The 25,373-nt window shown below is 43.5% G+C and carries 21 protein-coding genes, 2 tRNA genes and 1 pseudogene; 9 read left to right on the top strand and 15 right to left on the bottom strand.

What is annotated here, in order from left to right; all coding sequences use genetic code 11:
- Positions 1–123 precede the first annotated feature (123 nt).
- From sapF to pspF, 6 genes are all read right to left on the bottom strand, one after another.
- Positions 124–939, bottom strand: a complete 816-nt coding sequence (gene sapF, locus BMZ28_RS10125) for a putrescine export ABC transporter ATP-binding protein SapF (RefSeq protein ID WP_126467561.1) — start codon at positions 937–939, stop codon at positions 124–126.
- Positions 936–1,931, bottom strand: coding sequence for a putrescine export ABC transporter ATP-binding protein SapD (gene sapD / locus BMZ28_RS10120; RefSeq protein WP_074822890.1), 996 nt, complete (start codon positions 1,929–1,931; stop codon positions 936–938). The genes sapF and sapD overlap by 4 nt, the downstream gene beginning before the upstream one ends.
- On the bottom strand, positions 1,931–2,821 hold the full coding sequence (sapC, locus tag BMZ28_RS10115) for a putrescine export ABC transporter permease SapC (protein ID WP_047780996.1): 891 nt from the start codon (positions 2,819–2,821) through the stop codon (positions 1,931–1,933). The genes sapD and sapC overlap by 1 nt, the downstream gene beginning before the upstream one ends.
- A complete protein-coding gene (sapB, locus tag BMZ28_RS10110; protein WP_047780997.1) occupies positions 2,808–3,773 on the bottom strand; it encodes a putrescine export ABC transporter permease SapB in 966 nt (321 codons plus the stop codon). Before sapB ends, sapC begins: the two co-directional genes overlap by 14 nt.
- Entirely contained in the window at positions 3,770–5,464 is a 1,695-nt protein-coding gene (gene sapA / locus BMZ28_RS10105; RefSeq protein WP_074823142.1) for an ABC transporter substrate-binding protein SapA, read from the bottom strand. Before sapA ends, sapB begins: the two co-directional genes overlap by 4 nt.
- A gap of 138 nt (positions 5,465–5,602) precedes the next feature.
- Complete coding sequence (pspF, locus tag BMZ28_RS10100; protein ID WP_074822888.1) at positions 5,603–6,613, bottom strand: phage shock protein operon transcriptional activator; 1,011 nt, start codon at positions 6,611–6,613, stop codon at positions 5,603–5,605.
- Positions 6,614–6,808: 195 nt separating this feature from the next.
- Here pspF and pspA point away from each other — a divergent pair, with 195 nt between their 5' ends.
- From pspA to BMZ28_RS10070, 6 genes are all read left to right on the top strand, one after another.
- Complete coding sequence (gene pspA, locus BMZ28_RS10095; protein WP_047780998.1) at positions 6,809–7,480, top strand: phage shock protein PspA; 672 nt, start codon at positions 6,809–6,811, stop codon at positions 7,478–7,480.
- Positions 7,481–7,569: 89 nt separating this feature from the next.
- The gene (gene pspB / locus BMZ28_RS10090; RefSeq protein ID WP_047780999.1) at positions 7,570–7,806 is read left to right on the top strand and encodes an envelope stress response membrane protein PspB; all 237 of its coding nucleotides are present in this window, start codon (positions 7,570–7,572) and stop codon (positions 7,804–7,806) included.
- Positions 7,803–8,147 carry an envelope stress response membrane protein PspC gene (gene pspC / locus BMZ28_RS10085; RefSeq protein WP_047781000.1) on the top strand — a complete coding sequence of 115 codons (345 nt, stop codon included), beginning with the start codon at positions 7,803–7,805 and terminating at the stop codon, positions 8,145–8,147. The genes pspB and pspC overlap by 4 nt, the downstream gene beginning before the upstream one ends.
- Positions 8,148–8,288: 141 nt before the next feature.
- Entirely contained in the window at positions 8,289–8,519 is a 231-nt protein-coding gene (locus BMZ28_RS10080; RefSeq protein ID WP_047781001.1) for a hypothetical protein, read from the top strand.
- Complete coding sequence (locus tag BMZ28_RS10075; RefSeq protein ID WP_074822885.1) at positions 8,500–9,897, top strand: YcjX family GTP-binding protein; 1,398 nt, start codon at positions 8,500–8,502, stop codon at positions 9,895–9,897. The genes BMZ28_RS10080 and BMZ28_RS10075 overlap by 20 nt, the downstream gene beginning before the upstream one ends.
- A complete protein-coding gene (locus BMZ28_RS10070) occupies positions 9,894–10,952 on the top strand; it encodes a YcjF family protein (protein ID WP_047781003.1) in 1,059 nt (352 codons plus the stop codon). The genes BMZ28_RS10075 and BMZ28_RS10070 overlap by 4 nt, the downstream gene beginning before the upstream one ends.
- Positions 10,953–11,018: 66 nt before the next feature.
- Here the strand turns inward: BMZ28_RS10070 and BMZ28_RS10065 are convergent, their stop codons facing one another.
- Positions 11,019–12,287 (bottom strand): O-acetylhomoserine aminocarboxypropyltransferase/cysteine synthase family protein, encoded by a 1,269-nt coding sequence (locus tag BMZ28_RS10065; protein ID WP_074822883.1) that lies wholly within the window; start codon positions 12,285–12,287, stop codon positions 11,019–11,021.
- 294 nt (positions 12,288–12,581) lie between these two features.
- Here BMZ28_RS10065 and tyrR point away from each other — a divergent pair, with 294 nt between their 5' ends.
- Entirely contained in the window at positions 12,582–14,171 is a 1,590-nt protein-coding gene (gene tyrR / locus BMZ28_RS10060; RefSeq protein WP_074822881.1) for a transcriptional regulator TyrR, read from the top strand.
- A 60-nt stretch (positions 14,172–14,231) separates the two neighbouring features.
- Here the strand turns inward: tyrR and tpx are convergent, their stop codons facing one another.
- A complete protein-coding gene (gene tpx, locus BMZ28_RS10055; protein WP_074822879.1) occupies positions 14,232–14,735 on the bottom strand; it encodes a thiol peroxidase in 504 nt (167 codons plus the stop codon).
- Positions 14,736–15,089: 354 nt separating this feature from the next.
- Between tpx and BMZ28_RS10050 the strand changes: the two are divergent.
- Positions 15,090–15,995 (top strand): annotated as a pseudogene (locus BMZ28_RS10050) (L,D-transpeptidase family protein); the annotation flags it as partial.
- A gap of 437 nt (positions 15,996–16,432) precedes the next feature.
- Here the strand turns inward: BMZ28_RS10050 and BMZ28_RS10045 are convergent.
- The 5 genes from BMZ28_RS10045 to BMZ28_RS10025 all read right to left on the bottom strand — a co-directional run bounded on the left by BMZ28_RS10045 (position 16,433) and on the right by BMZ28_RS10025 (position 20,476).
- A complete protein-coding gene (locus tag BMZ28_RS10045; RefSeq protein WP_047781007.1) occupies positions 16,433–16,645 on the bottom strand; it encodes an LPP leucine zipper domain-containing protein in 213 nt (70 codons plus the stop codon).
- Between the two features lie 366 nt (positions 16,646–17,011).
- Positions 17,012–18,424, bottom strand: coding sequence for a pyruvate kinase PykF (gene pykF, locus BMZ28_RS10040; protein ID WP_047781008.1), 1,413 nt, complete (start codon positions 18,422–18,424; stop codon positions 17,012–17,014).
- Between the two features lie 324 nt (positions 18,425–18,748).
- A tRNA-Val gene (locus tag BMZ28_RS10035) sits at positions 18,749–18,825 on the bottom strand.
- Between the two features lie 27 nt (positions 18,826–18,852).
- Positions 18,853–18,929: transfer RNA gene (locus BMZ28_RS10030), tRNA-Val, on the bottom strand.
- A gap of 173 nt (positions 18,930–19,102) precedes the next feature.
- The gene (locus tag BMZ28_RS10025) at positions 19,103–20,476 is read right to left on the bottom strand and encodes an MATE family efflux transporter (protein WP_047781009.1); all 1,374 of its coding nucleotides are present in this window, start codon (positions 20,474–20,476) and stop codon (positions 19,103–19,105) included.
- A gap of 249 nt (positions 20,477–20,725) precedes the next feature.
- Here BMZ28_RS10025 and BMZ28_RS10020 point away from each other — a divergent pair, with 249 nt between their 5' ends.
- On the top strand, positions 20,726–21,331 hold the full coding sequence (locus BMZ28_RS10020) for a riboflavin synthase subunit alpha (protein ID WP_074822876.1): 606 nt from the start codon (positions 20,726–20,728) through the stop codon (positions 21,329–21,331).
- A 70-nt stretch (positions 21,332–21,401) separates the two neighbouring features.
- Here the strand turns inward: BMZ28_RS10020 and aegA are convergent, their stop codons facing one another.
- Both aegA and BMZ28_RS10010 read right to left on the bottom strand, forming a co-directional pair.
- Entirely contained in the window at positions 21,402–23,408 is a 2,007-nt protein-coding gene (gene aegA, locus BMZ28_RS10015; RefSeq protein WP_074822873.1) for a formate-dependent uric acid utilization protein AegA, read from the bottom strand.
- A 308-nt stretch (positions 23,409–23,716) separates the two neighbouring features.
- Positions 23,717–25,243, bottom strand: coding sequence for a YdgA family protein (locus BMZ28_RS10010; protein ID WP_074822870.1), 1,527 nt, complete (start codon positions 25,241–25,243; stop codon positions 23,717–23,719).
- Between the last annotated feature and the right edge of the window lie 130 nt (positions 25,244–25,373).

Below are 25,373 nucleotides of genomic sequence, written 5' to 3'. Positions count from 1 at the left end.
GAGCAATTCTAACATGCAATAAGCAAAGTTAGTGCACCTTTGTCATACTGCTCCGATCAGTGTTATTAAATAGGCAAATAATAAAATGATTTGCCGGTATTTTATTGGTTATATTTCATACCGCTAAATTTCAGAAATATCTTTCCGCCAATGATCCGCCGTTAGCGTTTCCGTAAAGTGGCTGTTAATCATTCGTCGAGTAATCTCATGTAGGGGAGAGGCAATAACTTCAGCGGTATTGCCTCGCTCAACCACTTCGCCATTTTGCATGACTAATAGCTGATCGCTAATGTGTTTCACCATGCCTAAATGCTGGCTCACATAAATATAGGATATGCCGTGTTTTTCCTGTAACTCCATCATCAAATTGATTAATTGAGAACGTAGCGACATATCCAATGAAGCCAAGGCCTCATCAGCGATAATAATTTTAGGTTGAAGTATCAACGCCCTGGCTAACGCTACACGTTGCTTTTGTCCAGAGGCCAGCATTTGTGGATAGTAATAAGCATGATCGGGTAGTAAACCAACCTGACGTAACGTCAAATTAATCTGTTTTTCTCGTTCGGAAGCTTCAAGGTCAGTATTAAGCCTCAGAGGAATATCCAGCAATTGGCCAATGCGCTGTCGGGGATTAAATGAAGTATTAGGATCTTGGAAAATCATCCGGATATGTTGGCTACGATAACCATAATCACCAAACTCCAGCTTATGGTCATCAATAATCATCTCTCCGGACGTTGGTTTAATCATACCGGAAATCATTTTGGCCAGCGTTGATTTACCTGAACCATTTTCACCGATGATGGCTAGCGTCTGCTTTTCCCTTAGTATGAAGCTAACGGGTTTTACGGCTTCCAGCTCATGAGGACGGAACAGCCCCGTCCTAAAATGAAAGGTTTTTGATAAATTACGTACTTCAAGTAAGGTGTTCATCAGGATGGCTCCTCCAGATTAAGAGGAAAATGGCAGGCAAACTTATGGCCTTTAATATCCCTGAGACGAGGCGTTTCTATGCATTTTTTCTGAGCATAGGGACATCGTGGACCTAAACGACAGCCAATTGGTAAATGTTCAAGGGACGGGATAACGCCTGACAGAGTATTTAATCGACTTTTATGGGGTAGTGCTCGACCAAAGTCGGGCATTGCACGAATTAAGGCCTGCGTATAAGGATGATGAGGGGCCGTCAGTAATTCATCACATAACGCACTTTCTACCGTTTGACCACAGTACATCACATTAATGCGGGTAGCCCATTTACTCATCATCTGTAAATCGTGGCTAATCAGCAAAATAGTCGTATTGTTATTTTGGTTCATCCGCGCCAGCAGGCGAAATATTTGCGCCTGAGTCGTTGCCTCCATGGCATTAGTTGGTTCATCGGCGATCAATAACCTAGGCTGATTAGCAAGGGCAATGGCAATCATTACCTTTTGACATTCACCTTCAGTTATTTCATAAGGGTAGCTACGCATAATATCTTTATGGTCTTTAATTCCCACGCGATGTAGTAGCTCAATAACCCGATGTTTACGCCAGTTAAAACGCTGCCACCAACGTCCTTTATAAGTCCAACCGGGAATGACCTGTATCAGTTGACGACCAATTTTTTCAGAAGGATCCAAACAAGATTGAGGCTCCTGAAAAATCATCGAAACATTATGACCGACGAGCTTTCTACGTTCGCGGGGTGTGAGTTTCAGTAAATCAATGTCGTCAAAACGGAAACGATCGGCAGTGATGCGCCAGTTGTCTTTACTGATGCCACAAATCGCTTTGGCGATTAAACTTTTTCCAGAACCTGATTCACCCACTAAACCACGAATTTCGCCTTCAGTCAGGGTTAAACTAACGCGATCAACCGCTTTAACCGGGCCTTCAGGGGTCATAAACTCAATGGTAAGGTTACGAATATCTAATAAAGGCATTATTCATCACCCGTAGAAATAGCGCGGTAAAGCCCGTCACCCAGGATATTAACCAGCAGAACGCAAATCATAATTGATGCGCCGGGTAGCATTACGCTCCACGGTGCGACGTAGATCAGCTCAAGGGAATCACCTAACATCGCTCCCCATTCAGGAGAGGGAAGTTGAGCCCCCAGATTAAGAAATCCCAGAGCAGCAATATCCATAATGGCCATAGAGAGTGAACGAGTGAATTCGGTGACTAACACCGGTGCGATATTCGGCAACAGGCCATTCCATAAGATATATGCTGTTGATGCACCATCCAGACGGGCTGCAATGACATATTCCTTTTCAAGCTCATCATGAACGGTTCGATATATGGTATGAACTATACGTGGTAACAGTGCCAGCCATATGGCAAACATCGCATGTTCTAAACGCGGGCCAATAAATGCCACCACAATAATTGCCAATAATAGGGATGGAATTGCCAGCAAAGCATCCAGAATATGGTTAAGTATTGCAGAGCGTAAGCCACGAGATACGCCCGCCAGAACGCCCAAAATAGTACCGCATATCGCCGCTGCCAACGTGACGAGTAAGGCGGAGCCAAACGTAGGAGCCGCACCATTTAATAAACGGCTGAGGATGTCACGTCCGAGATCGTCAGTGCCTAAAAAGAAGGAGACATCCCCATGACGAGACCAAGATGGGGGCAGTAACTGATAACCAAGGAATTGTTGGTCGAGTTGGTAGGGCGCAATCAAATGACCAAATAAACACAGGACAATGAGTAGCAATACGCCATACAGCCCAACCATGGCTAAAATATCCCGATGAATATTCTGCCAGATATGGCTCAAAGCACTGGGCATTTTCTTTTCGCGGTATACGTTATCTGAAAGCATACCACTCCTTATTTTTAAATGGATTAGTCATGGCACTGAAAATATCGGCAATCAGGTTTACAACAATTGTCAGGCTACCCATTACCATAATCCCCGCAGAGATAACGGCAAAATCCTGCTGACGAATAGCAATAATCAGCCAACGACCAAGGCCCGGCCAGTTAAACACGGATTCAGTAATCATTGCCAATGCCAACATGGTGGAGAACTGTAAAGTCAGTTGGGGAATGACGATGGGGAGGATGTTGTGCAATACGTGACGACGAATAATGATAAGTCGTGATAAACCACGGGTCGCGGCCGCTTTAATAAAATTTTGGCCAATAATCTGAATCACGCTTTGACGTGTCAGGCGAATCACTTCTGTCGTTGGTGCAACGGCCAGCGTAATGACCGGTAAAATTAAGTGCTGCACCACGCTTATCATGATTTGTTCACGATAAGGGGAATCAGATAACCATGCATCAATAAGTGCTACGCCAGTGACTGGTTGAATCTGATAGAGAAGATCGTAGCGTCCTGATACTGGTAATAACTCAAGGTTTAGAGAGAAAAATAACATCAATAACAGCGCTAGCCAGAAAATCGGAATAGAAAAACCTAATAGGGAAACCGAAGTTATAATACGATCCGGCCATTTACTTTTGGTCATGGCGGCGGCAATACCGAGAGGCGTCCCCAACCCTAACGCGATAATAAATGCAAAAAAACAGAGTTCGAGCGTAGCTGGAAAAACAATTTTTAGTTGCTCACCGATATCCTGCCCGTTAATAACCGATGTGCCAAATTCACCGTGAAGTAAATCTGATATATAAAAGCTATAAGCTTCAAATAAACCCGCACCGCTCAATGGCGCATTTGAGGGGTAATAGGAAATGCTAAAACTCACAACGGTTAAGATCAACAGAGTAACGAGCGATAGCAGTAATCGTCTGAGAAGATAGATAATCATTTGCGATTGCTCTCTGGTTTCTCGCGGTAAACATCCGCAAAGGAAATATTACCTAACGGACTTAATACTAATCCCTTAATATCATAGCGGTAAGCCTGTATACGAAGGGAAGAGGCCAACGGTAAAACAGGAATTTCCTGCGCCAGAATTTTTTGTGCCTGCTGGTAAGTTTCTATCCTTACGGCCAGATCTTGTGAAGTAACGCCTTCAGTTAAGAGACGATCGAATTCTGGATTACACCACCGGGCATAGTTAGTTTGTGAATCAATACCGGCGCAGCTGAGCAGCGGTCGGAAAAAACTATCCGGATCGTTACTGTCCGTTGCCCATCCGGTTAACGTCAGATCATGTTCATCATCGCTCAGGTGCATTTCCTGAAATCGCCCCTCAACGGGTACAATCGTGACTTTAATATTGATACGCGCTAAGTCGGCTTGGATCAATTCGGCCATTTTCATCGGACTCGGATTATAAGCTTGAGATGCCGTTGGTACCCATAGATGTAACCGAAGGTCAGTAACATTGGCTTCTTGTAAGAGCTGTTTCGCTTTTTCGATATCATATTCAGTAATCGTCGATTCATTGTCATAAGCCCACGATGTTCTGGGGAGAATAGATGACGCAGTTTCTGCGGTACCGTAATAGATCGATTGCATGAGTCGGGGATTATTGATGGCCAACGCAATGGCATGACGAACACGAACATCATTCAACGGTGGTTTACTGGTGTTAAATGCTAAATAGGCCACATTCATACCGCTGCGTAACGAGATACGCAAACGTGGATCGTCACGTAAAATAGAAAGCTGGCTCGCGGCCGGATAGGCTAAAACATCACATTCACCGGTCAACAGTTTGGATAAACGACCTGTTCCCCCAGCGCCCAGATCAATCACCACCTGCTGCATCTTAGGTGACCCACGCCAGTAGCTTTCATTACGGTATAAACGGATAAACTGTCCCGGATGATATTCATTTAACAAAAAAGGGCCAGAGCCGACTGGTTGGCGATCGATGTTCTCTTGGATACCATTCCGGGTTAAATTTTGAGCGTATTCAGCTGACAGTACTGGGGCATAATGTGTGGCTAAGTGCCATAAAAAAGAAGCATCTGGCTTATAAAGTTGGATCTCTACGGTGTAATCGTTAATTTTACGAATACTTTTTACCGCATCTGAAAATTGCATACTATCAAAATAGGGGTAACGGCCACCGTTAACGGCATGATAGGGCGCTTCTTGATTAAAAATACGACTGAAGCTGAAAACCACATCATCAGCATTCAGGTTTCGCGTTGGCGTAAACCAGGCGGTGGTTTGAAAAGGCACATCTTTACGTAAATAGAAACGATAGGTTGCTCCATCATTCAGTGTTTCCCAGCGCTCCGCCAATTCGGGAATTAAACGATAGGTATAAGGATCAACATCTAATAGCCGGTCATACAGCTGAGCGGAAATGGTATCTACCAGTACGCCACCGTTAGCAATTTGTGGGTTAAAGCTATCAACAACACCGTTAACGCAGTACACAAAGCCACTTTGATTGATATTCGTCAGTGGTGTTGCCGTTATCGGAACAGCGGATGTCGTCTCGACAGGAGACGCCGGAGCCGTTTGCGTTTTAGCCGATGGCGCACATACTGGCATCATTAAACCAGCACATATCAACGCCCATATTTTTAAACCACGCATACGCATATATAAAGAGTTCTTTTTTATTCTATTCAAGTTGGCGATTATACAGGAGTATAGCCATCATCCCAATCCTTAGCATGGCTTAAGCGAAGCAGAGAATATAAATTGTGCGAAAGATGTCGAAATACTGTTCAGCTATGTCAGTTTATTCATCTCTGATTTGCGTAACATCCCTCTTAGTTGGTGATAACTTAACCCAAGTAGTTTAGCCGCCTGACGTTGGTTATATTGTGATTGCTCCAGTGCTTTGACGATCATTAACTGCTCTTGCTCTGATAACCATTGCTTTAAATCCATCGGAAAAGCCGGTAAATCAACGTGATGTTTTGCTTCTGGTATTGGCGATGGGTCATATTGACTATGAGTAGATGAAGGGCGGACAAAAGGATCGATAATAATATTATCCAGCGGAGCCTCGTTTTCCCCATGCCGATAGACTGAACGTTCAACCACGTTTTTCAGCTCACGAATATTACCTGGCCAGTCATAGTTCATCAGCACTTCAATGGCCTGAACGGTAAATCCAGGGAAGAATGGCAACTCTAATTCACTGCACATTTGAATGGCAAAATTGTTTGCCAGTAACATAATATCCTGTCGCCGTTCACGCAACGGCGGTAAATTAATAACATCAAATGCCAGTCGATCCAGCAGGTCTGCGCGGAACTTTCCCGCTTTGGCCATCGCCGGTAAGTTTTCATTGGTCGCGCACACCAGACGCACATTCACCTTTAACGGTTGAGTACCACCAACTCGTTCTAATTGACCGTATTCAATAACCCGCAGTAATTTTTCCTGAACCAACATGGGGGCATTAGCTAATTCATCGAGAAACAATGTACCGCCGTCTGCGCGTTCAAAACGTCCTAAATGTCTTTTTTGCGCCCCGGTAAACGCTCCAGCTTCATGACCAAAGAGTTCTGAATCTAGCAAGGTATCACTCAGCGCAGCACAATTAAGGGAAATAAACGGCCCTTGCCATCGTTTGGATAAATAGTGAAGGCGATGAGCAATCAGCTCTTTACCGGTGCCTCGTTCGCCAATAATCAGTACCGGCTTGGTTAAAGGTGCAACTTGAGAAGCCTGCTCCAGCACTTCAATAAAGCTATTAGCTTCACCTAAGATGTTATCAATGCCATCATTCATGGTTAATTTCGCCATTAATTGGTTTTTTTCATCAAACCATTTTTTACACTCAAATAGCAAGTAAATTTAATTTACTTTAAAATCATGCGGTTAATAAAATGAAAAAGTTGGCACGCTTCTTGATATATCTATAGTAATTCATCTGACTGGCAATCAACGCCAATAAATTGATTCACAACTGTAGAGGACATCACCATGGGTATTTTTTCTCGTTTCGCCGATATCGTAAACGCTAACATCAGTAGCTTATTAGAGAAGGCAGAAGATCCACAAAAAATGGTTCGCCTGATGATTCAGGAAATGGAAGATACATTAGTTGAAATTCGCTCCACCTCAGCTCGCGCTTTGGCAGAGAAAAAGCAGTTAGCTCGTCGTATAGAGCAGGGCGAAACTCAACAAACTGAATGGCAAGATAAAGCTGAACTGGCTTTACGTAAAGATAAAGAAGATCTGGCCCGCGCTGCTTTAATCGAAAAGCAAAAGATGGCCGATTTGGTCGCTATACTTCAGTCAGAGCTGGTTGTAGTTAATGAAACCCTAGACCGTATGCGCAATGAAGTGAGTGAGCTGGAAGCAAAATTAAGCGAAACTCGCGCTCGCCAACAAGCATTAACATTACGTCATCAGGCCGCCAGTTCTTCCCGTGACGTTCGTCGTCAACTGGACAGCGGTAAACTTGATGCAGCGATGGCGCGTTTTGAGCAATTTGAACGTCGTATCGACCATATGGAAGCCGAAGGTCAGAGCGTGGCTTTTGGTAAAGAGAAGAGCTTAGAGCAGCAATTAACTGAACTGAAAGTTAACGAACAAATTGACAATGAACTGGCTGCATTAAAAGCTAAAATGAACTTGAACAAAGATGCCTGATAGATAGCGACAGGCTGATAACGTCGCTTACTCAGTAACAGTATGCACGAGTGAGCGACAGACTAACCCTTACAATATAAGGAATATCAATGAGTTGGCTATTAGGTTTTCTTGCCATACCGCTGACGTTATTTATCTTGTTCATTGTCCCAATTTGGCTCTGGATGCATTATCGCAATAAACAGAACAATAGTGGTCAGTTAAATCAACAAGATATACAACGGTTAGCAAAACTGAGTGATGATGCTCAGAAAATGAGAGAACGTATTCAGACTCTGGAAGCCATTTTAGATGAAGATCATCCAAACTGGAGGCAACGCCGATGAACAATAAACTGTATCGTATTCCTGATGAAGGCATGATTAGTGGAGTATGTGCGGGGATCGCACGTTATCTGGGGATCCCGGTATTAATGGTGCGTATTCTGGCGATATTAGCGCTATTTTTCGGCTTTTTCTTCATTACCGTGGTGGTCTATTTCACGATGGTATTTTTTCTGGAGAGTGCGCCAGCAGAAGAAGCTTCATTACACAGTCGTATACCTGCCCGTCAGCGTATAAAGCAAGTGGAACAAGATCTATTGGCGAGTGAACAGCGTTTACGTGATTTAGAACGTTATCTGACCTCAGAAACCTTTCAGGTAGAAAGCCGATTTCGCCGTTTATAATTAGGCTTTCCGACAGCGCACTTCATGTTATGTGGAGTTCCTTCTAAAGGAAGGAGCTCACATCAACGTGAGATCGTCGCTTCAGGCAACCGATATCCCTCCTTTAGAAACCCTCACAATATTCAGAACTCGGGAGCAATAATGCAAAAGCCAGGCAAAATCCGCTTACTTATTCAGCCTCTTATCGCGCTATTATTATTTCTGGGGAGATCGTATGCGCCGGTGTTAGTGCTATCATTCTTGTTGAAAAGCAAGTTATGGCGGCCGGTACGTTTTCTGCTGGTCTTATTTGGTGAGCCATTGTTACGAAAACTATTTGGTTCCGTTGCTTACCGCTTTGTTAAGGTTCCGAATGAAACGACTGCAAAATGAAATTAATTCACTGGTTAACCGCGGGCTGGATCGTCATTTAAGATTGGCGGTGACCGGCTTAAGCCGCAGTGGAAAAACGGCATTTATCACCGCTTTTGTTAACCAACTGCTTAATGTCAATAATGGCGCAAGACTGCCGTTATTCTCAGCCGTACGGGAAGATCGTCTGTTGGGGGTAAAGCGTATTCCCCAAAAAGATTTCGCGATTCCACGTTTCACTTATGATGAAGGATTAGCTTCGTTATATGGTACGCCGCCGAGTTGGCCAACGCCGACCCGAGGCGTCAGTGAAATTCAGTTAGCGCTACGCTTTCGTTCCAATGACTCTCTGTTACGTCACTTTACCACCCACTCATCTTTGTATCTGGAAATCGTTGATTATCCGGGGGAGTGGTTGCTGGACCTACCGATGCTGGAACAAAGCTATCTGGAATGGTCACATCAAATGAACGGCATACGGCAGGGAGAAAGAGCTGAATGGGCTAAGCCTTGGCTAGCGCTGTGTGCTAAATGCGATCCTCTGGGTCCAGTTGATGAAAATTTGCTGGCGGATATCGCTCAGGAATACGCTAACTATCTATTGCGTTGTAAGCAAGAAGGTCTGCACTTTATTCAACCGGGGCGGTTTGTTTTACCCGGGGAGTTAGCCGGTGCGCCAGTTCTGCAATTTTTCCCATGGCCGGATATCAGTGTGCAAAATGAGTCTCGATTGGCTCAGGCGAATAAGCGTACCAACTGGGGAATGCTGAAAGCTCGCTACGAATATTATTGTCAACATGTGGTCAAGGGATTCTATAAAGATCACTTTATGAAATTCGATCGTCAGATCGTGCTGGTGGATTGTCTACAGCCGTTGAACAACGGACCACAAGCATTTAACGATATGCGGTTGGCACTGACTCAATTAATGCAAAGCTTTCACTATGGTCAACGCTCAATTTTAAGACGGCTATTTTCTCCCTGCATTGATAAATTGATGTTTGCTGCCAGTAAAGCCGACCATATTACTCCCGATCAGCATGCAAATTTGGTTTCTCTGCTGCAACAGCTGGTACAGGAGGCGTGGCAAAATGCTGCATTTGAAGGAATCAGTATGGATTGCGTTGGCCTGGCCTCGGTGCAGGCTACTGATAGTGGCATGATAGAACATCAGGGCACTCGTTTACCGGCGTTGAAAGGGTATCGTTTGGATGATGGGCAGCCGTTAACCGTTTATCCGGGTGAAGTCCCTGCACGTTTACCTGAGCCTGCTTTCTGGCAACAGCAGGGATTCCATTTCGATCAGTTCCGGCCAAAACCCATGAGCGTCGATACGCCGCTGCCCCATATTCGTCTGGATGCCGTGATGGAGTTTTTGTTAGGAGATAAACTTCGATGAATCAACCATTAAAAGGGCGAGTTACGTTTGAAGAACCGTTAATACAGGAACAAGAACCGGTATTACGTAGCAATTTGCAATTCAATCAAGAAGAGTCTGAACACTTTTATCCTTCGGCGCCCGAGCTTGAAGAAGAACAGGAAGAAGGTCAGGCAGAAGGCATTATTATTAGCGCTCTGAAACCAAAAAGAAGCCTGTGGCGCAAGATGGTGACATTTGGTCTAGGGTTGTTTGGCGTAAGCGTTGTGGCTCAAGGCGTTTATCGAATCGCTGAGGCGATTCAACAACAAGAATGGATTACGCTCGGCGCTTACAGTGCCGGTGCGATTATTGTGGTTGCCGGAATTGGCTCGGTGGCGACGGAGTGGCGCAGATTGTATCACCTGCGAGAGCGGGCCGAGGAAAGGGATATTGCCCGCGAGTTATTACACAGCCATGCTTTGGGGAAAGGGCGTGAATTCTGTGAAAAGCTGGCGGAACAGGCGGGTATTGATAAAAGTCACCCGGCTCTGCAGCGCTGGCAGGCTTCGCTACATGAAACCCAAAACGATCGAGAGGTTGTTTCCCTGTACGCCAAACTGGTGCAACCGGTGTTAGACCAACAGGCTCGTCGTGAAATCAGCGGTTCAGCGGCTGAATCAGCACTGATGATAGCGGTTAGTCCATTGGCTATTGTGGATATGGCGTTTATTGCCTGGCGAAATCTGCGCCTGATTAACCGAATTGCCAATATATATGGCATCCAGCTAGGCTATTTTAGCAGGATACGGCTGTTTAAACTGGTAATGCTAAATATTGCGTTTGCCGGGGCTTCAGAATTAATTCGTGAAGTAGGCATGGACTGGATTTCTCAGGATATCACCGCTCGTTTATCCACTCGTGCGGCTCAGGGGATTGGTGCCGGTTTACTTACCGCCAGACTGGGTATTAAAGCGATGGAATTATGTCGACCGTTACCATGGATGGAGAATGATAAACCACGTTTAGGTGACTTCCGTACCCAGCTCATTAGTCAGTTAAAGAATAAACTGCCGAAAGGGGGACGTACCGAATAGGTAACCCCCAAATAACAAAGCGGCCAGATAAACGCTTGGCCGCTTTGTTCAGTTATGGGCTCTCGATTAATCAGCCAATGCCTGTTCCAAGTCGGCCAGAATATCCTCAATCGCTTCAATACCAATAGATAAGCGAATCATTTCTGGTTTAACACCGGCTTTTGCCTGCTCTTCTTCAGACATTTGACGATGGGTGGTTGATGCCGGATGGCAAGCGAGTGATTTAGCATCACCGATATTCACCAATCGTTTAAATATCTGTAAGGCATCATAAAATTGAACGCCAGCCTGATAACCACCTTTTAATCCAAAAGAGAGAATCGCCGAAGGCGTACCCTGCATATATTTTTGCGCCAGCGCATAATGAGGATGTTCTGGCAGACCTGCATAGCTAACCCAAGCGACCTTATCGTGTTGCTTCAGATAATTAGCTACCTTACGCGCATTTTCAACGTGACGTTCCATACGCAGAGATAGGGTTTCTAATCCCTGTATCAGCAGGAAAGCATTCATTGGAGAAAGGGCCGCGCCACAGTTACGTAAGGGAACGGTACGTGCACGGGCAACAAAAGCAGCAGCGCCGAAAGATTCGGTATATATCACACCATGGTAGGCAGGCTCAGGTGAGCTGAACATGGGGAAGCGTTCTTTGTGCTCAGTCCACGGAAACTTACCTGAATCAACGATAACACCGCCCAATGAGTTACCATGCCCACCGACATATTTGGTAATCGAATGGACAACAATGTCCGCGCCAAACTGAATAGGCTTACACAGAACTGGAGAAGCGACGGTGTTATCAACAATAAGGGGAACACCACGGGCATGAGCAACCTCAGCAAGCCCTTCAATATCGACAATGTTTCCCGCTGGATTACCAATACTTTCACAATAAACCGCTTTAGTATTTTCATCGATAAGTTCCGCAATGGCTTGAGGAGAATCATCACGAGCAAACTTCACATTGATACCAAAGCCGGGAAGCATATGGGCAAATAGCGTATAGGTGCCGCCATACAATTGGGGAGTACTAACAATGTTATCACCGACTTGAGCCAGCGTCTGAATAGCATAACTAATGGCTGCACTGCCCGCTGAAACCACCAGTCCCGCAACACCACCTTCAAGGGCGGCCATGCGTTTTTCCAAAATATCGTTAGTTGGGTTCATTATTCGAGTATAGATATTGCCCGGAACCGCCAGATTAAACAGATCGGCACCATGTTGTGCATTATCAAACTCGTAAGCAACGGTTTGATAGATGGGAACAGCGACAGATTTCGTGGTTGGATCGCACTGGAATCCATGGTGTAGGGCAAGAGTTGCGTCTTTCATTCCATTTCTCTGTTATTTTGTTTTTAAAGGAAGATTACTTAATCACTGTTTATGATGAAAGGGAACCATAAAAACCAATTTTTGCCGTAAACAATCGTTTACCATCAAACTTAGCCCGCGTTATGCTTTGCTCCTCATCATGCCATTGTCAAAGGCGTCAATTCTCAGGCGTCGCCCACGAGTTTCTGTTAAATCTGTCAACTTTTTGTGACACTCCACTTCATATGCAACCGCTCTGCGGGTATGATAATGGTAATAGTTGTCTACAGCGCTCGTTAAACAAGGCTATCTACAATGCGTCTTGAAGTTCTTTGTGAAGACCGGTTGGGGCTAACCCGCGAATTACTTGATTTACTGGTTGCTCGCAATCTCGATCTCCGCGGCATTGAAATTGATGTCAGCGGAAAAATATACCTTAACTTTTCATCCATTGATTTTGATGTGTTTAGCGCATTGATGGTGAATATCCGACGCATTACCGGCGTGACCGATGTTCGTACCGTTTCTTATATGCCATCAGAGCAACGTCTACGCGCATTACGAGCCTTGCTTGAATCTTTACCTGAACCAGTACTTTCTATCGACTTAAAAGGCAAGGTCGATTTGGCAAACCATGCGGCACTCATGCTGTTTGGGCTCTCTGAAGAAAAGATTCTGACTCAAACTGCCTCCAGCCTGCTCAGCGGCTATAATTTCTTGCGTCATCTTGAAGGGGATAACATCACAGCTCATTCTGAACGTGCCATTGTACGCGGTCAGGACTATTTGATGGATATGATGCCAATTTATCAAAGTGATGAAGATAAGCAGCCAAAAGAGATCACTGGTGCCGTTATTGTGCTTAAGTCAGCGGCCAGAATGGGACATCAACTGCAGAATAAGAATATTGCTGATAACAACGCTTTTAGCCATATTGTTGCCATAAGTAGCAAAATGAAGCAGCTCATCGAACAAGCGAATAAGCTGGCGATGTTAGATGTACCATTATTGATTCAGGGTGATACCGGCACCGGTAAAGATGTACTGGCTCATGCTTGTCACATGCGTAGCGCTCGCCGGGAACAGCCTTTTTTGGCCATAAACTGTGCTTCAATGCCGGACGATGTGGTTGAAAGTGAATTATATGGCTACGGTGGCAGCACTTATCCTGCGGTAGTGGAAAGTAAAAAAGGATTTTTTGAACAGGCTAATGGCGGTTCGGTGCTGCTGGATAATATCAGTGAAATGTCACCAACAATGCAAACCAAGCTGCTGCGCTTCCTTAATGATGGTACTTTCCGTCGAGTAGGGGAAGATAAAGAAGTCTACGTTGATGTTCGCGTCATTTGCGCTACACAAAAGAATCTGTTCAATTTAGTTAATCAGGGACTATTCCGGGAAGATCTTTATTATCGTCTTAATGTACTCACGTTAACCATTCCTCCATTGCGTGAAAGAGTATCGGATATTATGCCGTTGACCGAACAGTTTATTACCCTGTTTGCCGATCAACAGGGCGTTCCGCGACCAAAACTTTCTGGCGATATTATTCCACTATTAACGCAGTATGGTTGGCCTGGAAATGTGCGTCAGTTGAAGAATGTACTTTATCGTAGCTTCACACAACTGGAAGGAAATGAGCTACAGGCGAAAGATATTGTCTTGCCTGAAGTAGCAACGGAGATGATGCTAAATAATGACCTGATGGACGGTACCTTAGATGAAATCTGCAAACGATTTGAGTGTTCGATATTAACTCAATTATATGGCAGTTATCCGAGTACTCGAAAGCTGGCGAAAAGACTTGGCGTCTCTCATACGGCAATTGCCAATAAACTAAGAGAGTATGGTTTAAGTCATCCACCTAAATCTGCTGAGAATATTGAAACCGTCGAAAACGACTAGGTTAGACATTGTTGAAGAAAAAAGGGGCTTAATAAAAAGCCCCTTGTTTATAAGTGAAATCTACTTAAGTACAGCCAGGGCCGCATCATAGTTAGGTTCAGTGGTAATTTCCTCAACCAGCTCGCTATGAATAACTTTATCATTGGCGTCTAACACGACCACTGCACGAGCAGTTAAGCCTTTCAGTGGGCCATCAAGAATCTCAACGCCATAGTTCTGTTTAAACTCAGGATTACGGAAAGCTGAAAGTGTCACAACATGATCCAACCCCTCTGCACCACAGAAACGTGCCTGAGCAAAAGGTAAGTCAGCAGAAATACACAGAACAACAGTATTTTCCAAGTCACCAACCAGTTTATTAAATGTTCTAACTGATGTAGCACATACACCGGTATCAACGCTTGGGAAAATATTCAATACTTTTCGCTTGCCGGCATAAGTACTCAATGTGGCATCAGTAAGATCTTTAGCAACCAGCGTGAAGGCTTTGGCGTTATCACCCGATTTGGGTAATTGTCCAGCGACTGAAACAGGATTACCTTTCATTTTAACAGTTTGTGTCATGGTCTTCTCCAGGGAGTTACTTTTATTTAACAATTGATTTATCTTAGCCCAACCAAATCGTTTTGGGTATCTCAAATTATTTTAGTCGAAGCATTGAAACGCCACATCAAGCCTTAACGTAGTTTTTTATCTACATATCAATTAATTAATTTATTCATTGTAGCAACAGAAATGAGGCAACGTGAGAATGAATAAAAAAATTGATTATTTTTTACCTGACAACAGGTAGCATCCCTATGTGAATAGTTTGTTTTGATACATAATGTTTGTTTATAGCTGTAAACCTCGGGAGATCCTGTCGATGAGATACCCCGGAAAATTAACTTATATAAAGTTGAAGTTTAGGAATTAAGAATGAACCGTGTTTTTGCAGTTTGTAAGGCTGTACTAGCGATATTATTCATTGGTCAAGCTACCATTGCTCAGGCAATGGAATATCCATTACCGTCATCGGGCAGCCGTTTAATTGGTGAGAATAGGGTGCTGATCGTCCCTGATGACGGTCGTTCTCTGGAAAGAATTGCGGCTGATTATCAGATCGGCTTGATTGGTATGCTTGAAGCTAACCCTGATGTTGACCCTCTGTTGCCTAAAGCTGGCTCAGAGTTGATTTTACCGCTAAAAATGATTCTGCCAGATACCCCACGTGAAGGTATTGTAATCAACCTTTCTGAACTTCGTCTTTACTATTATCCGAAGGGTAAAAATAGCGTTATTGTCTATCCTATCGGTATTGGTCAATTAGGCCGTGATACACCGGTAATGGTGACTCAAATTACCGAGCGGAAAGCAAATCCGACCTGGACACCAACGGCTAACATTCGTAAGAATTATGCGGCTGAAGGAATTACCTTACCTGCCGTCATTCCTGCCGGGCCAGATAACCCAATGGGGCTGTTTGCATTACGTTTAGCCGCTGCTGGTGGTACTTATCTGATTCATGGAACAAATGCTGATTTTGGTATTGGTCTACGGGTGAGTTCCGGTTGTATTCGTTTACGTCCTAATGATATTGAAGAACTTTTCAATACGGTTCCGGTTGGTACTCGCGTTCAAGTGATTAATGAACCGATAAAAACAACGATAGAACCGGACGGTCAACGTTATGTTGAGGTTCATCAACCGTTATCTAAATCTGAAAATGACGATCCTCAAACTAAACCTATTGAGATCAGTGCTAACGTTGCTACGTTTATCAATAATTCAGCAACCGATGCAGCAAAAGTGAATACTGAAATTTCCCGCCGTTCTGGTTTACCTCTTCAGGTAAACAAATAATCGCATTTTAATAAAGCGCGACAGGAAATGTTTCCTGTCGCCTTAAGCACTTTTTCCTCTCTATACTTTTGAATCCTTCCCGTCAAATTCCGACTTACTTCCTATGTTCTATTATCTCTTTTTTTGTCTGGTTTAAATTGATGACCACACCTTTAACCAAATACGTAAAATAAACGCATAGCAGAACAATAGGGACTGTTTTTAAATTTATAATGAGAACAACGCCTCTATCGATTACGCGTGCTCATAATGCATGCCATTGCGTTTTATGCATTTGATAATATTTCTCGATTAGGAAAAATAAATACAATAAACGGTAATTAAAACCAGTAATAGGTATATCAATGTGGGGGAGTAGGAATAAAGAGAGGCAAAAAAAAATGGCGCACAAAGTGCGCCATTTTTACTTACTAGAAATATTATTTCTTGTAAGAACGAGTCATGTTGTCTAAACGCTGGTTAGCACGAGCTGCTTCATCTTTAGCAACTTGTACATCAGAACGTAAAGCAGCAACATCGCTGATCAGTTGAGTCAGCTTGCTGTTAGTAGCAGTATCAGTGCTTTTCGCACAACCAGCTAACAGAGTAGCACCTAAAATTACAGCACCCAGTACCACTTTAGTACGGTTCATATTTACACCCTCAATTTGAGTTAACTTTTTTGCATGTAGCCACATAAGTATTACACAAAGTTTTTTGGAATGAGAATAATTTTTTAACTTCTTTCAAACTATTTTGCTTGACTGGTTAAATAATGGTCAAAACATTTATTTATTTGCAAAAAAAAGGATCTTATTCTACTAAAAAAGTGGGATATACCCATGTTTAATAGAATACCTAAAGTAATAGGTTGAAATTAACCTGTATTTTTATCCATATTAAATTATTTTGTTAACAAATAAACCGCACTTTTTGTTCATACAATAAAGTTAATGGGCTTATTTCTTACAAGCAAAAAAAAACGCCGTATTAAACGGCGTTTTTTGTTATGGCAAATGTTAAAGAATATGCACAGATGCGGTGTTAGTGGTACCACTAGCAACTAATGCACCAGACACCATCACAATAACGTCATTCTTATGTGCCAAACCGCTCGCCAGAGCCGCTTCTTTACCAATGCGATAGAAATCATCCGTTGAAGCAATTTCACTGACGATTTGAGCAGAAATGCCTTTGCTCAGAACTAACTGACGAGCAGTTGTTTCGTTAGTGGTTAGAGCAAGAATTGGCGCAGTAGGGAAGTATTTACGGATAGCTTTAGCTGATTTACCGCCCTGGGTTGCAACTACGATTAGTGCCGCTTCCAGTTTCTCTGCTGTTTCAACGGCTCCGCGGCAAACTGCTTCAGTAATGCGTAACTTACCTGATGATGCCAGTGAATCAACGCGACAAGGCATAACGCGATCGGTACGCTCACAAATGGTTGCCATAATCGTTACGGCTTCCAATGGATATTTACCTTTAGCACTCTCACCAGACAACATAACTGCGTCAGTACCATCAAGAATGGCGTTAGCAACGTCACCAGCTTCTGCACGGGTAGGGCGAGGGTTTTTGATCATGGAGTCCAGCATTTGAGTTGCGGTAATAACAACCTTACGTGCCCGATTACATTTTTCAATCATCATCTTCTGAGCGAAAATTACCTCTTCGACCGGAATTTCAACACCCAGGTCACCACGAGCAACCATGATGCCATCAGAGGCTTCAAGGATTTCATCGAAGTTATTCAGGCCTTCTTGGTTTTCGATTTTGGAGATAATCTGAATATGCTCACCGCCGTGTGCTTTTAAGTGCTCACGGATATCCAGTACGTCAGAACGCTTACGGATAAATGATGCTGCAACGAAGTCAACGTTCTGTTCACAGCCAAATACTAAGTCTTTCTTATCTTTTTCAGACAGGGCAGGCAACTGAATAGAAACGTTTGGCAGGTTGATGCCTTTATTCTCACCTAAGTCACCGCTGTTCAGAACTTTACATACCACTTCATTGGCTTTAACTTCGATCACTTCCATACCAATTAAGCCGTCATCAACTAAAACGGTATTACCTACTTTCAGGTCTTGAGCAAATCCACTATAGGTGACCGCTACACAATTACTGTTACCAATAACGTTATGATCGGTAGTGAAGGTAAACGTTTGACCAGCAACCAGAGGGGCATCATTACCACCTTCTAGTTTCATGGTGCGGATTTCTGGGCCTTTAGTATCTAACAGAATAGCGGCTTTTTGACCAGTTTTAGCCAGAATAGCGCGCAGGTTAGTAATACGCTGACCATGTTCATCATAGTCACCATGAGAAAAGTTCAAACGCATTACATTCATACCTGCATTTAGCAGTTTGCCCAGAACCTCTTCAGATTCCGTTTTTGGACCGATGGTACATACAATTTTAGTTTTTTTCATGATGATAATTTCTACCGATATTATTGTGTAAAAAGAAAACAAGAGCCTGCATTCTAGGCTTCAGATAAGAGTTCATACGTTATCAGGCTTCTTTCAGTATTGCGAAACATAGACAATCCCGCCAGTTTATAAAACAAACGCGTTAGTCGTTTCTACGAACAATCCATTTTCTCACTAGCTGAAACCTTTCAACAAACTATCGGCCTATTATAGAGGGGAAACGCTCAAGATGAAAATGGAAAAATGTGGAAATAACGATTGAATTTATTATTTAAATTAGTGAAAACGTACAAAAAAGCCAAAAATAGGGGGGAATAGAAGAAATGGTGCGCCCTAGTGAACTCGAATCACCGACCTCCACCATGTCAAGGTGGCGCTCTAACCAACTGAGCTAAGGGCGCATAAAGATAGCTGATGCTTAATTAATTTGGTGCGTCCGAGTGGACTCGAACCACCGACCCCCACCATGTCAAGGTGGTGCTCTAACCAACTGAGCTACGGACGCACATATCATACTGTTATTAAAAGCAGTAGTGATGGGCACGAATATTAACGATGAAGCGACCTACTGGCAAGGAGAAAAAACGTTTTTCTTGCACTAACCTGACTAACTGGCGAGTTACTGTGCAGGCCGCCTCTTTTTTATTCAATCACCGTTATGCATTTCTAATCAAATGACTAATGTTGTACCCGGCTTAAAATTACCTCAACAGGCTGTTTTTGTAACCAACGCATACGCCATGTCATCATAATAGCGGATATGGTTAGACCTATAATAAATCCAGTCCAGAAGCCAGCAGGCCCCATCGCCGGTACAATAAGATCGGTCAGACCCAATATATAGCCAACTGGCAGGCCAATTATCCAATAAGAAGTAAAGGTAATAAAGAAAATCGAACGTGTATCTTTATAGCCACGTAACACGCCACTACCGATAACTTGAATAGAGTCAGAACACTGATAAATTGCTGCCAGCAACATCAAGTGAGAAGCCATCACCACCACTTCAGGTGTATCGTTATACAATAAAGCGATTTGATGGCGGAAGACCACGGTGAACAATGCAGTCATACTGGCCATGGATAAACCCAATATTAGACTGGTATAAGATGCTATTTTGGCGTCGTCTACCTTTTTTTGCCCCAGCTTAAAACCAATGCGTATTGATGTTGCAACACCTAACGCCAGCGGTATAACAAAGACCAGACTACTGAAGTTCAGCGCAATTTGATGACCGGCAACGGAGACCACGCCTAAAGGCGAAACCAACAAAGCCACCACAGCAAACAGCGTCACTTCAAAAAACAGCGCTAAAGCAACGGGTAATCCTAAATTAAACAACCGTTTTAGGGTTGGCCAGTAAGGCATCTCAAATTTACTGTGGGCCAGGATATCTTTCTGAGAACCGGCAGAGCGGACGTAGAATTTAATGCAAACAAACATAACCCAATAGACGGTAGCCGTCGCGACACCACAGCCAACGCCGCCTAAAGCAGGAAAACCGAGCTTACCGTGAATCATTACGTAGTTAACCGGAATGTTAACCAGCAAAGCGACAAAACCAATCACCATACTCGGTTTGGTTTTTGACAAACCATCACACTGACTGCGATAAACCTGAAATAGCAGATAGGCTGGAGCTCCCCACATAATAGCGCGTAAATAGCCTATTGTGATCTCCGCTAACTTTTGGTCAATATTTTGCATATGTTCAATGATGTAGTGGCTGTTATACAGCACAACCATCACCAACAATGAAATAAACAACGCTAACCAGATTGATTGAGTCACCTGATGAGCGATTTTATTGCGGCGTCCGGCACCATTAAGCTGTGCCACGACTGGCGTTAACGCCATTAATAGTCCCTGACCAAACAAAATTGCCGGTAACCAGATTGACGTCCCCACGGCTACGGCTGCCATATCGGTGGCACTAACATCACCCGCCATGATGGTATCGACAACCCCCATGGCAGTTTGAGAGAACTGGGCTGCAATCACTGGAATGGCTAAAGCCAACAGACTACGCGCTTCACTTATATACTTCTGCACGTATATACCTTTTTATTGAAACTAAAAATAAGAAAGTCACCGTAAGACATACCTACAGTGAGAGACGAAATTATGCGAGGCGTGATTTTACCTGTTAACCATCAGTAATCAAATAATCTAGGCCGATTTAAGGTCATTCTTTTTGCATGTCATGTAAATGAAGAAAAACGTATTTGGTTTTTAGGATAAATTACGTCAAACTTCTCAACAGTGAATTTGTTTATCATTCTAGTTATCGAGGCTAATCGAATGTTTACCGGAATTGTTCAGGGTACGGCGCCCGTAGTCGCCATTGATGAGAAGTCCAATTTTCGTGTTCACAAAGTAAAACTTCCGTCAGCATTGTTGCCGGGAATCGAGACCGGCGCTTCTATTGCCCATAATGGGTGTTGTTTGACCGTAACAAAAATAGAAGGTGACGTAGTCAGTTTCGATTTAATGAAAGAAACGCTACGCATCACTAATCTTGGGGCTATCAACGTTGGTGATCGAGTCAATATCGAGCGGGCATCAAAATTTGGTGATGAAATCGGTGGGCATTTAATGTCTGGACACATTATTTGCCAGGCAGAAATCGTCAAAATTCTGACCTCTGAGAATAACCGCCAAATATGGTTCAAAATGCCGCAAGAGTTGATGAAATATGTGCTACATAAGGGTTTTATTGGCATTGATGGTATCAGTCTGACGATTGGCGAAGTGTCAAAAGAGCGCTTCTGTGTACACCTGATTCCAGAAACGCTGGAGCGTACCACTCTGGGTTGTAAGCGGTTAGCAGATAAAGTGAATATCGAAATCGATCCGCAAACTCAAGCCGTAGTTGATACCGTAGAACGCGTGTTAGCTAATCGATAATGGCTGATTGATCATCTGAAGGCCCCCACGCTTTTAGATGCAGGGGGCCTGAATTTATCTAATATTGTTATTAAGACGCTTTATTTAACAAATTAGATGTCCGATCGTCATCGGTTAAATATTCAACAATACTTTTTGCTGCTTTACGACCATCAGCGATAGCAGTAACCACTAAATCAGCCCCTCGAACAACATCACCACCGGCAAAAATTTTGGGATTACTGGTTTGACAAGCATAGTGATTGAGATGAGGAGCCACAATCACACCATAACTATCCAGTTCAACGCCAACGTCAGCCAACCAAGGCATGGCATGAGGGCGGAAACCAAAGGCTTTAATGACAGCCTCAGCCGGTTGAATAAATTCTGAACCTTGAATCACTTTAGGTCGGCGACGTCCTGCCGCGTCAGGCTCTCCCATCTCGGTTCTCACCAGTTTAACGCCACAAACGTGTCCTGAATCGTCTAATTCCAGCGAAACGGGCTGCACATTAAACATAAACTCTACGCCTTCTTCACGCGCGTTTTTCACTTCCTTTTTCGAGCCGGGCATATTGGCTTCATCACGACGATACGCACAAGTTACTTCCGTTGCCCCATGACGAATAGCGGTGCGTAAACAGTCCATTGCTGTATCACCACCACCCAGCACAACAACGCGTTTTTCTACCATATTGATATAAGGTTCTTCTGCCAATTCGGGTAAATGCATCACTTTTTTAGTATTGGCGATAAGGAAGGGTAATGCATCATAAACACCTGGCGCATCTTCATTATCCAGACCTGCTCTCATGGATTGGTAGGTGCCAACACCAACAAAAACAGCATCATAGTCATTAACCAGCGATTCGAATGGAATATCTTTACCAATCTCAGTATTCAGATGAAATGTAATGCCCATACCGCTAAATATCTCGCGGCGGTGTACCATCACGTTCTTATCCAGTTTGAACGATGGAATACCAAACGTTAACATACCGCCAATTTCCGGGTGTCGATCAAATACCACGGCATCAACACCATTTCGAGCCAGAATATCCGCACAGGCTAATCCCGCTGGACCTGCGCCAACAATGGCGACTTTTTTACCTAATGACTTAACATGAGAAAGATCCGGCTTCCAACCCATTTCAAAGGCGGTATCAGTAATATAGCGCTCAATATTTCCCACGGTCACGCCGCCTTGCGAGTTTAGAGTACAGCTCCCTTCACAAAGCCGATCCTGAGGGCAGACGCGGCCACAGATTTCGGGCAAGCTGCTGGTTTGATGAGAGAGTTCAGCGGCTTCAATAATACGGCCTTGTTTTGCCAGCGAGATCCAGTGTGGAATCCGGTTATGTAGCGGGCAGGTCCATTCGCAGAAAGCATGTTCACCACAGGTGATACAGCGATTGCCCTGAGTTTCAACCTGTTCTGGTGTGAAGCGCTGATATATTTCACCGAAACCGGTTTTTCGCAGAGTAATGTCTTCTTTGATAGCCTCTCCCCGCGGAACGGTAATTTTGTCGGTGAGTTTGTTCATGGCGCTATTCTTAGCGAATTCCGGTACTGAAGAGGAAACACTTTCGAGGTTTTCTCTTAATGCTGCCGAATAGAGTTTTTCTTGCTGTTGTTCTAACAAATACGCCTGACTAAATACTTTCAATGCTTTGGTAGGGCAAGCGCTGACGCAGGCGGGACTTTCGGCATCATTGGCACATAAGTCGCATTTATGCGCGGTAATACGCGACAATTCGTTATCTAAAACGGTGGCGTTTTCTTCTACCATGCTAATAGCGCCAAATGGGCAGGCGAGCACGCAGGTCTTACAGCCAATACATTTCTCTTTCGACAACTGAATGCCATCAATTTCGTGTGTTAACGCATCACTCGCGCAAACTTGCACACAGGGAGCATCTTCACAGTGACGACAGGTTACCGCCGTTTTTATTTTAGCCGTTTTAACAACCTTGATTCGAGGGAGGTAAAGTTCCGGTACTTCTGGATGCTTGCCATGGTTATGTGTCATAACGCAAGCAACTTCACAGACACGACATCCAATGCATGCTTTGGCATCAGCTATTACAAAGCGGTTCATAAATCCTTCCTGTAGATATCCAGTGTGTTAGGACTGCTTATTAATTAGGGATTAATCATTACTTTTATTATGGGTATTGTATTTATCACAGGCGAATGGGCATAACAATAGTCAAAATATTCAAACAATTAGGGTAAATGCACAATAAAAGGAGGTTAAATCGAAAGGGAATTAAGATTAATTATTTGATAAAGATAGGGATAATTAATTAAAAACTTTAAAAATATCACGTTGCTGATACGTTTCCGCTTGAGACGAATTATTTCAGGCGGAAACGTATATTTATCATCGTTAGCTTAATTTATAAGCTACTCAATGCCCGGCATCATAAACATATTGATAAACTGCTCCGCAGGCATTTTTTGCCCATTCAAATCGAGCATACCATCAGCATAGTTAAAATAGCTGGTGACGGTATTATCATCTTTCTTGCTCAGCATCTTCTGGGCGATACCCATATCGATAGTTTGCTGTACTGACGCCGTAGCTTGGGTCTGAGAATCTTCCGCAGACAATCCACCAGAAAGCTCATACTGAAGCTTGGTCATTTCAGTCAGCATAGGCACTGACAATTTAGTACTACTGTTGAATTGTTTGACCGAGTTAAGTAACAGCTGGGTCATATCCGAAAACTCAAGGGAAGCAGGGCGCATTAGCGTTAATGCCATATCTATCTGGCTTTCACCTTTGTCATTTTTCCAGGTTAACGGTGTAATACTGATGGTCGGATTGGCATCCAAAAACGTCATCAGATTATTCATCATCAAATTACTCTCACCCTGTGGCGAGGTAGCGCCAGCCATATATAAATAGGCTAGTTGATCAGAGTTCTTATTCAAGTATTGTAATGCACCGCCATCAAATCGATCGAGCTTCACCTTCATTGAACCAGATCCCAGGTTTTTACCATCAAGGTTAAGCTGGCCAATGGTGGTATCGATAACCTGATTAATGAATTTCTCATCTTCCTGTACATTACTAACGGCAGTTAAACTATCCATCACCATTTTAGGTTTATCGTTTATGGTGTAGGTTACGTTTTGCAATGCAATATTGATTAGGCCCAGATTCATGTCAAACTTACCGGCCTTACCTTGACTCTTCACGGTCAAATTGTTGAGTATGATTTGTTCTTTTTCACCTTCATCACCCAATTTAGCAATGGTGAGTTTTCCTAAGCTACCATCAACCGTATATTCTTTACTTTTATTCTGAGTACCAGCCACCTTTGCCATATCGTAAGATACTTGACTACCGTGCTCGGTCATATCAAATGGTGAACTGGTCATCGTAAAGTTTGTTTCACCATCTTTAACCTGACCGGCAACATTTAGAGTGAGCCCGCTGAATTTAAATGTTCCGTCAGATTTATCCGTCAGTGCTTCTATGACGACTTTACCTTCTGAGCTACCATCATAAGAGGCAAGTACTTCAACGTTAAGTGGGGATTTTCCACCGGCCATGTCAAAAAAGCTATCCAACGATGGTTGCTTAATCAGCTCGGTTTTAGAAAAGGCCAGTTTAGGCGACAGGCTAAAATGATCTAATGGGAAAGGGCCGTGGCTAATTTTTTGAGCGATGGAAACAGAATCACTACCGTTACCGTTGGCAACGTCAAAAGCGTAGGACACTTGTGAGGAAAACACGCCTCGCTGGTAGTCAGTGATATTCATCTTGATCTTGTATTCAGGTGCATATTGCTCAATATATTTTTGAGCATTAACCAGCGACTTTTCAATTTCGCTTTGAATTACTTTACCGGTATACCATGAACCGCCAACCCAAGCTCCTCCAAGTACGACCAATACACCTACTGCAACTATCGACTTTTTCATCGTTTGTTTATCCTGTCATTCACGGCTATGTTACCAATAGCAAACCAGACTAATGGCAGTTCAAAATCAGATTGTTGATTGTCCACTTAAATAAACCCGTTAAGCAAGCTGGTTAGCAATATTTATCCAT

This window comes from Pragia fontium DSM 5563 = ATCC 49100, from assembly GCF_900112475.1.
Classification (GTDB): Bacteria; Pseudomonadota; Gammaproteobacteria; order Enterobacterales; family Enterobacteriaceae; genus Pragia; species Pragia fontium.
This window is presented reverse-complemented; position numbering and strand designations above follow the sequence as displayed.

Coding starts and splice junctions, on each gene's coding strand:
- sapD (WP_074822890.1), bottom strand. CDS start 1,931: ATGCCTTTATTAGATATTCGTAACCTTACCATTGAGTTTATGACCCCT.
- sapC (WP_047780996.1), bottom strand. CDS start 2,821: ATGCTTTCAGATAACGTATACCGCGAAAAGAAAATGCCCAGTGCTTTG.
- sapB (WP_047780997.1), bottom strand. CDS start 3,773: ATGATTATCTATCTTCTCAGACGATTACTGCTATCGCTCGTTACTCTG.
- sapA (WP_074823142.1), bottom strand. CDS start 5,464: ATGCGTGGTTTAAAAATATGGGCGTTGATATGTGCTGGTTTAATGATG.
- pspF (WP_074822888.1), bottom strand. CDS start 6,613: ATGAATGATGGCATTGATAACATCTTAGGTGAAGCTAATAGCTTTATT.
- pspA (WP_047780998.1), top strand. CDS start 6,809: ATGGGTATTTTTTCTCGTTTCGCCGATATCGTAAACGCTAACATCAGT.
- pspB (WP_047780999.1), top strand. CDS start 7,570: ATGAGTTGGCTATTAGGTTTTCTTGCCATACCGCTGACGTTATTTATC.
- pspC (WP_047781000.1), top strand. CDS start 7,803: ATGAACAATAAACTGTATCGTATTCCTGATGAAGGCATGATTAGTGGA.
- BMZ28_RS10080 (WP_047781001.1), top strand. CDS start 8,289: ATGCAAAAGCCAGGCAAAATCCGCTTACTTATTCAGCCTCTTATCGCG.
- BMZ28_RS10075 (WP_074822885.1), top strand. CDS start 8,500: ATGAAACGACTGCAAAATGAAATTAATTCACTGGTTAACCGCGGGCTG.
- BMZ28_RS10070 (WP_047781003.1), top strand. CDS start 9,894: ATGAATCAACCATTAAAAGGGCGAGTTACGTTTGAAGAACCGTTAATA.
- BMZ28_RS10065 (WP_074822883.1), bottom strand. CDS start 12,287: ATGAAAGACGCAACTCTTGCCCTACACCATGGATTCCAGTGCGATCCA.
- tyrR (WP_074822881.1), top strand. CDS start 12,582: ATGCGTCTTGAAGTTCTTTGTGAAGACCGGTTGGGGCTAACCCGCGAA.
- tpx (WP_074822879.1), bottom strand. CDS start 14,735: ATGACACAAACTGTTAAAATGAAAGGTAATCCTGTTTCAGTCGCTGGA.
- BMZ28_RS10045 (WP_047781007.1), bottom strand. CDS start 16,645: ATGAACCGTACTAAAGTGGTACTGGGTGCTGTAATTTTAGGTGCTACT.
- pykF (WP_047781008.1), bottom strand. CDS start 18,424: ATGAAAAAAACTAAAATTGTATGTACCATCGGTCCAAAAACGGAATCT.
- BMZ28_RS10020 (WP_074822876.1), top strand. CDS start 20,726: ATGTTTACCGGAATTGTTCAGGGTACGGCGCCCGTAGTCGCCATTGAT.
- aegA (WP_074822873.1), bottom strand. CDS start 23,408: ATGAACCGCTTTGTAATAGCTGATGCCAAAGCATGCATTGGATGTCGT.
- BMZ28_RS10010 (WP_074822870.1), bottom strand. CDS start 25,243: ATGAAAAAGTCGATAGTTGCAGTAGGTGTATTGGTCGTACTTGGAGGA.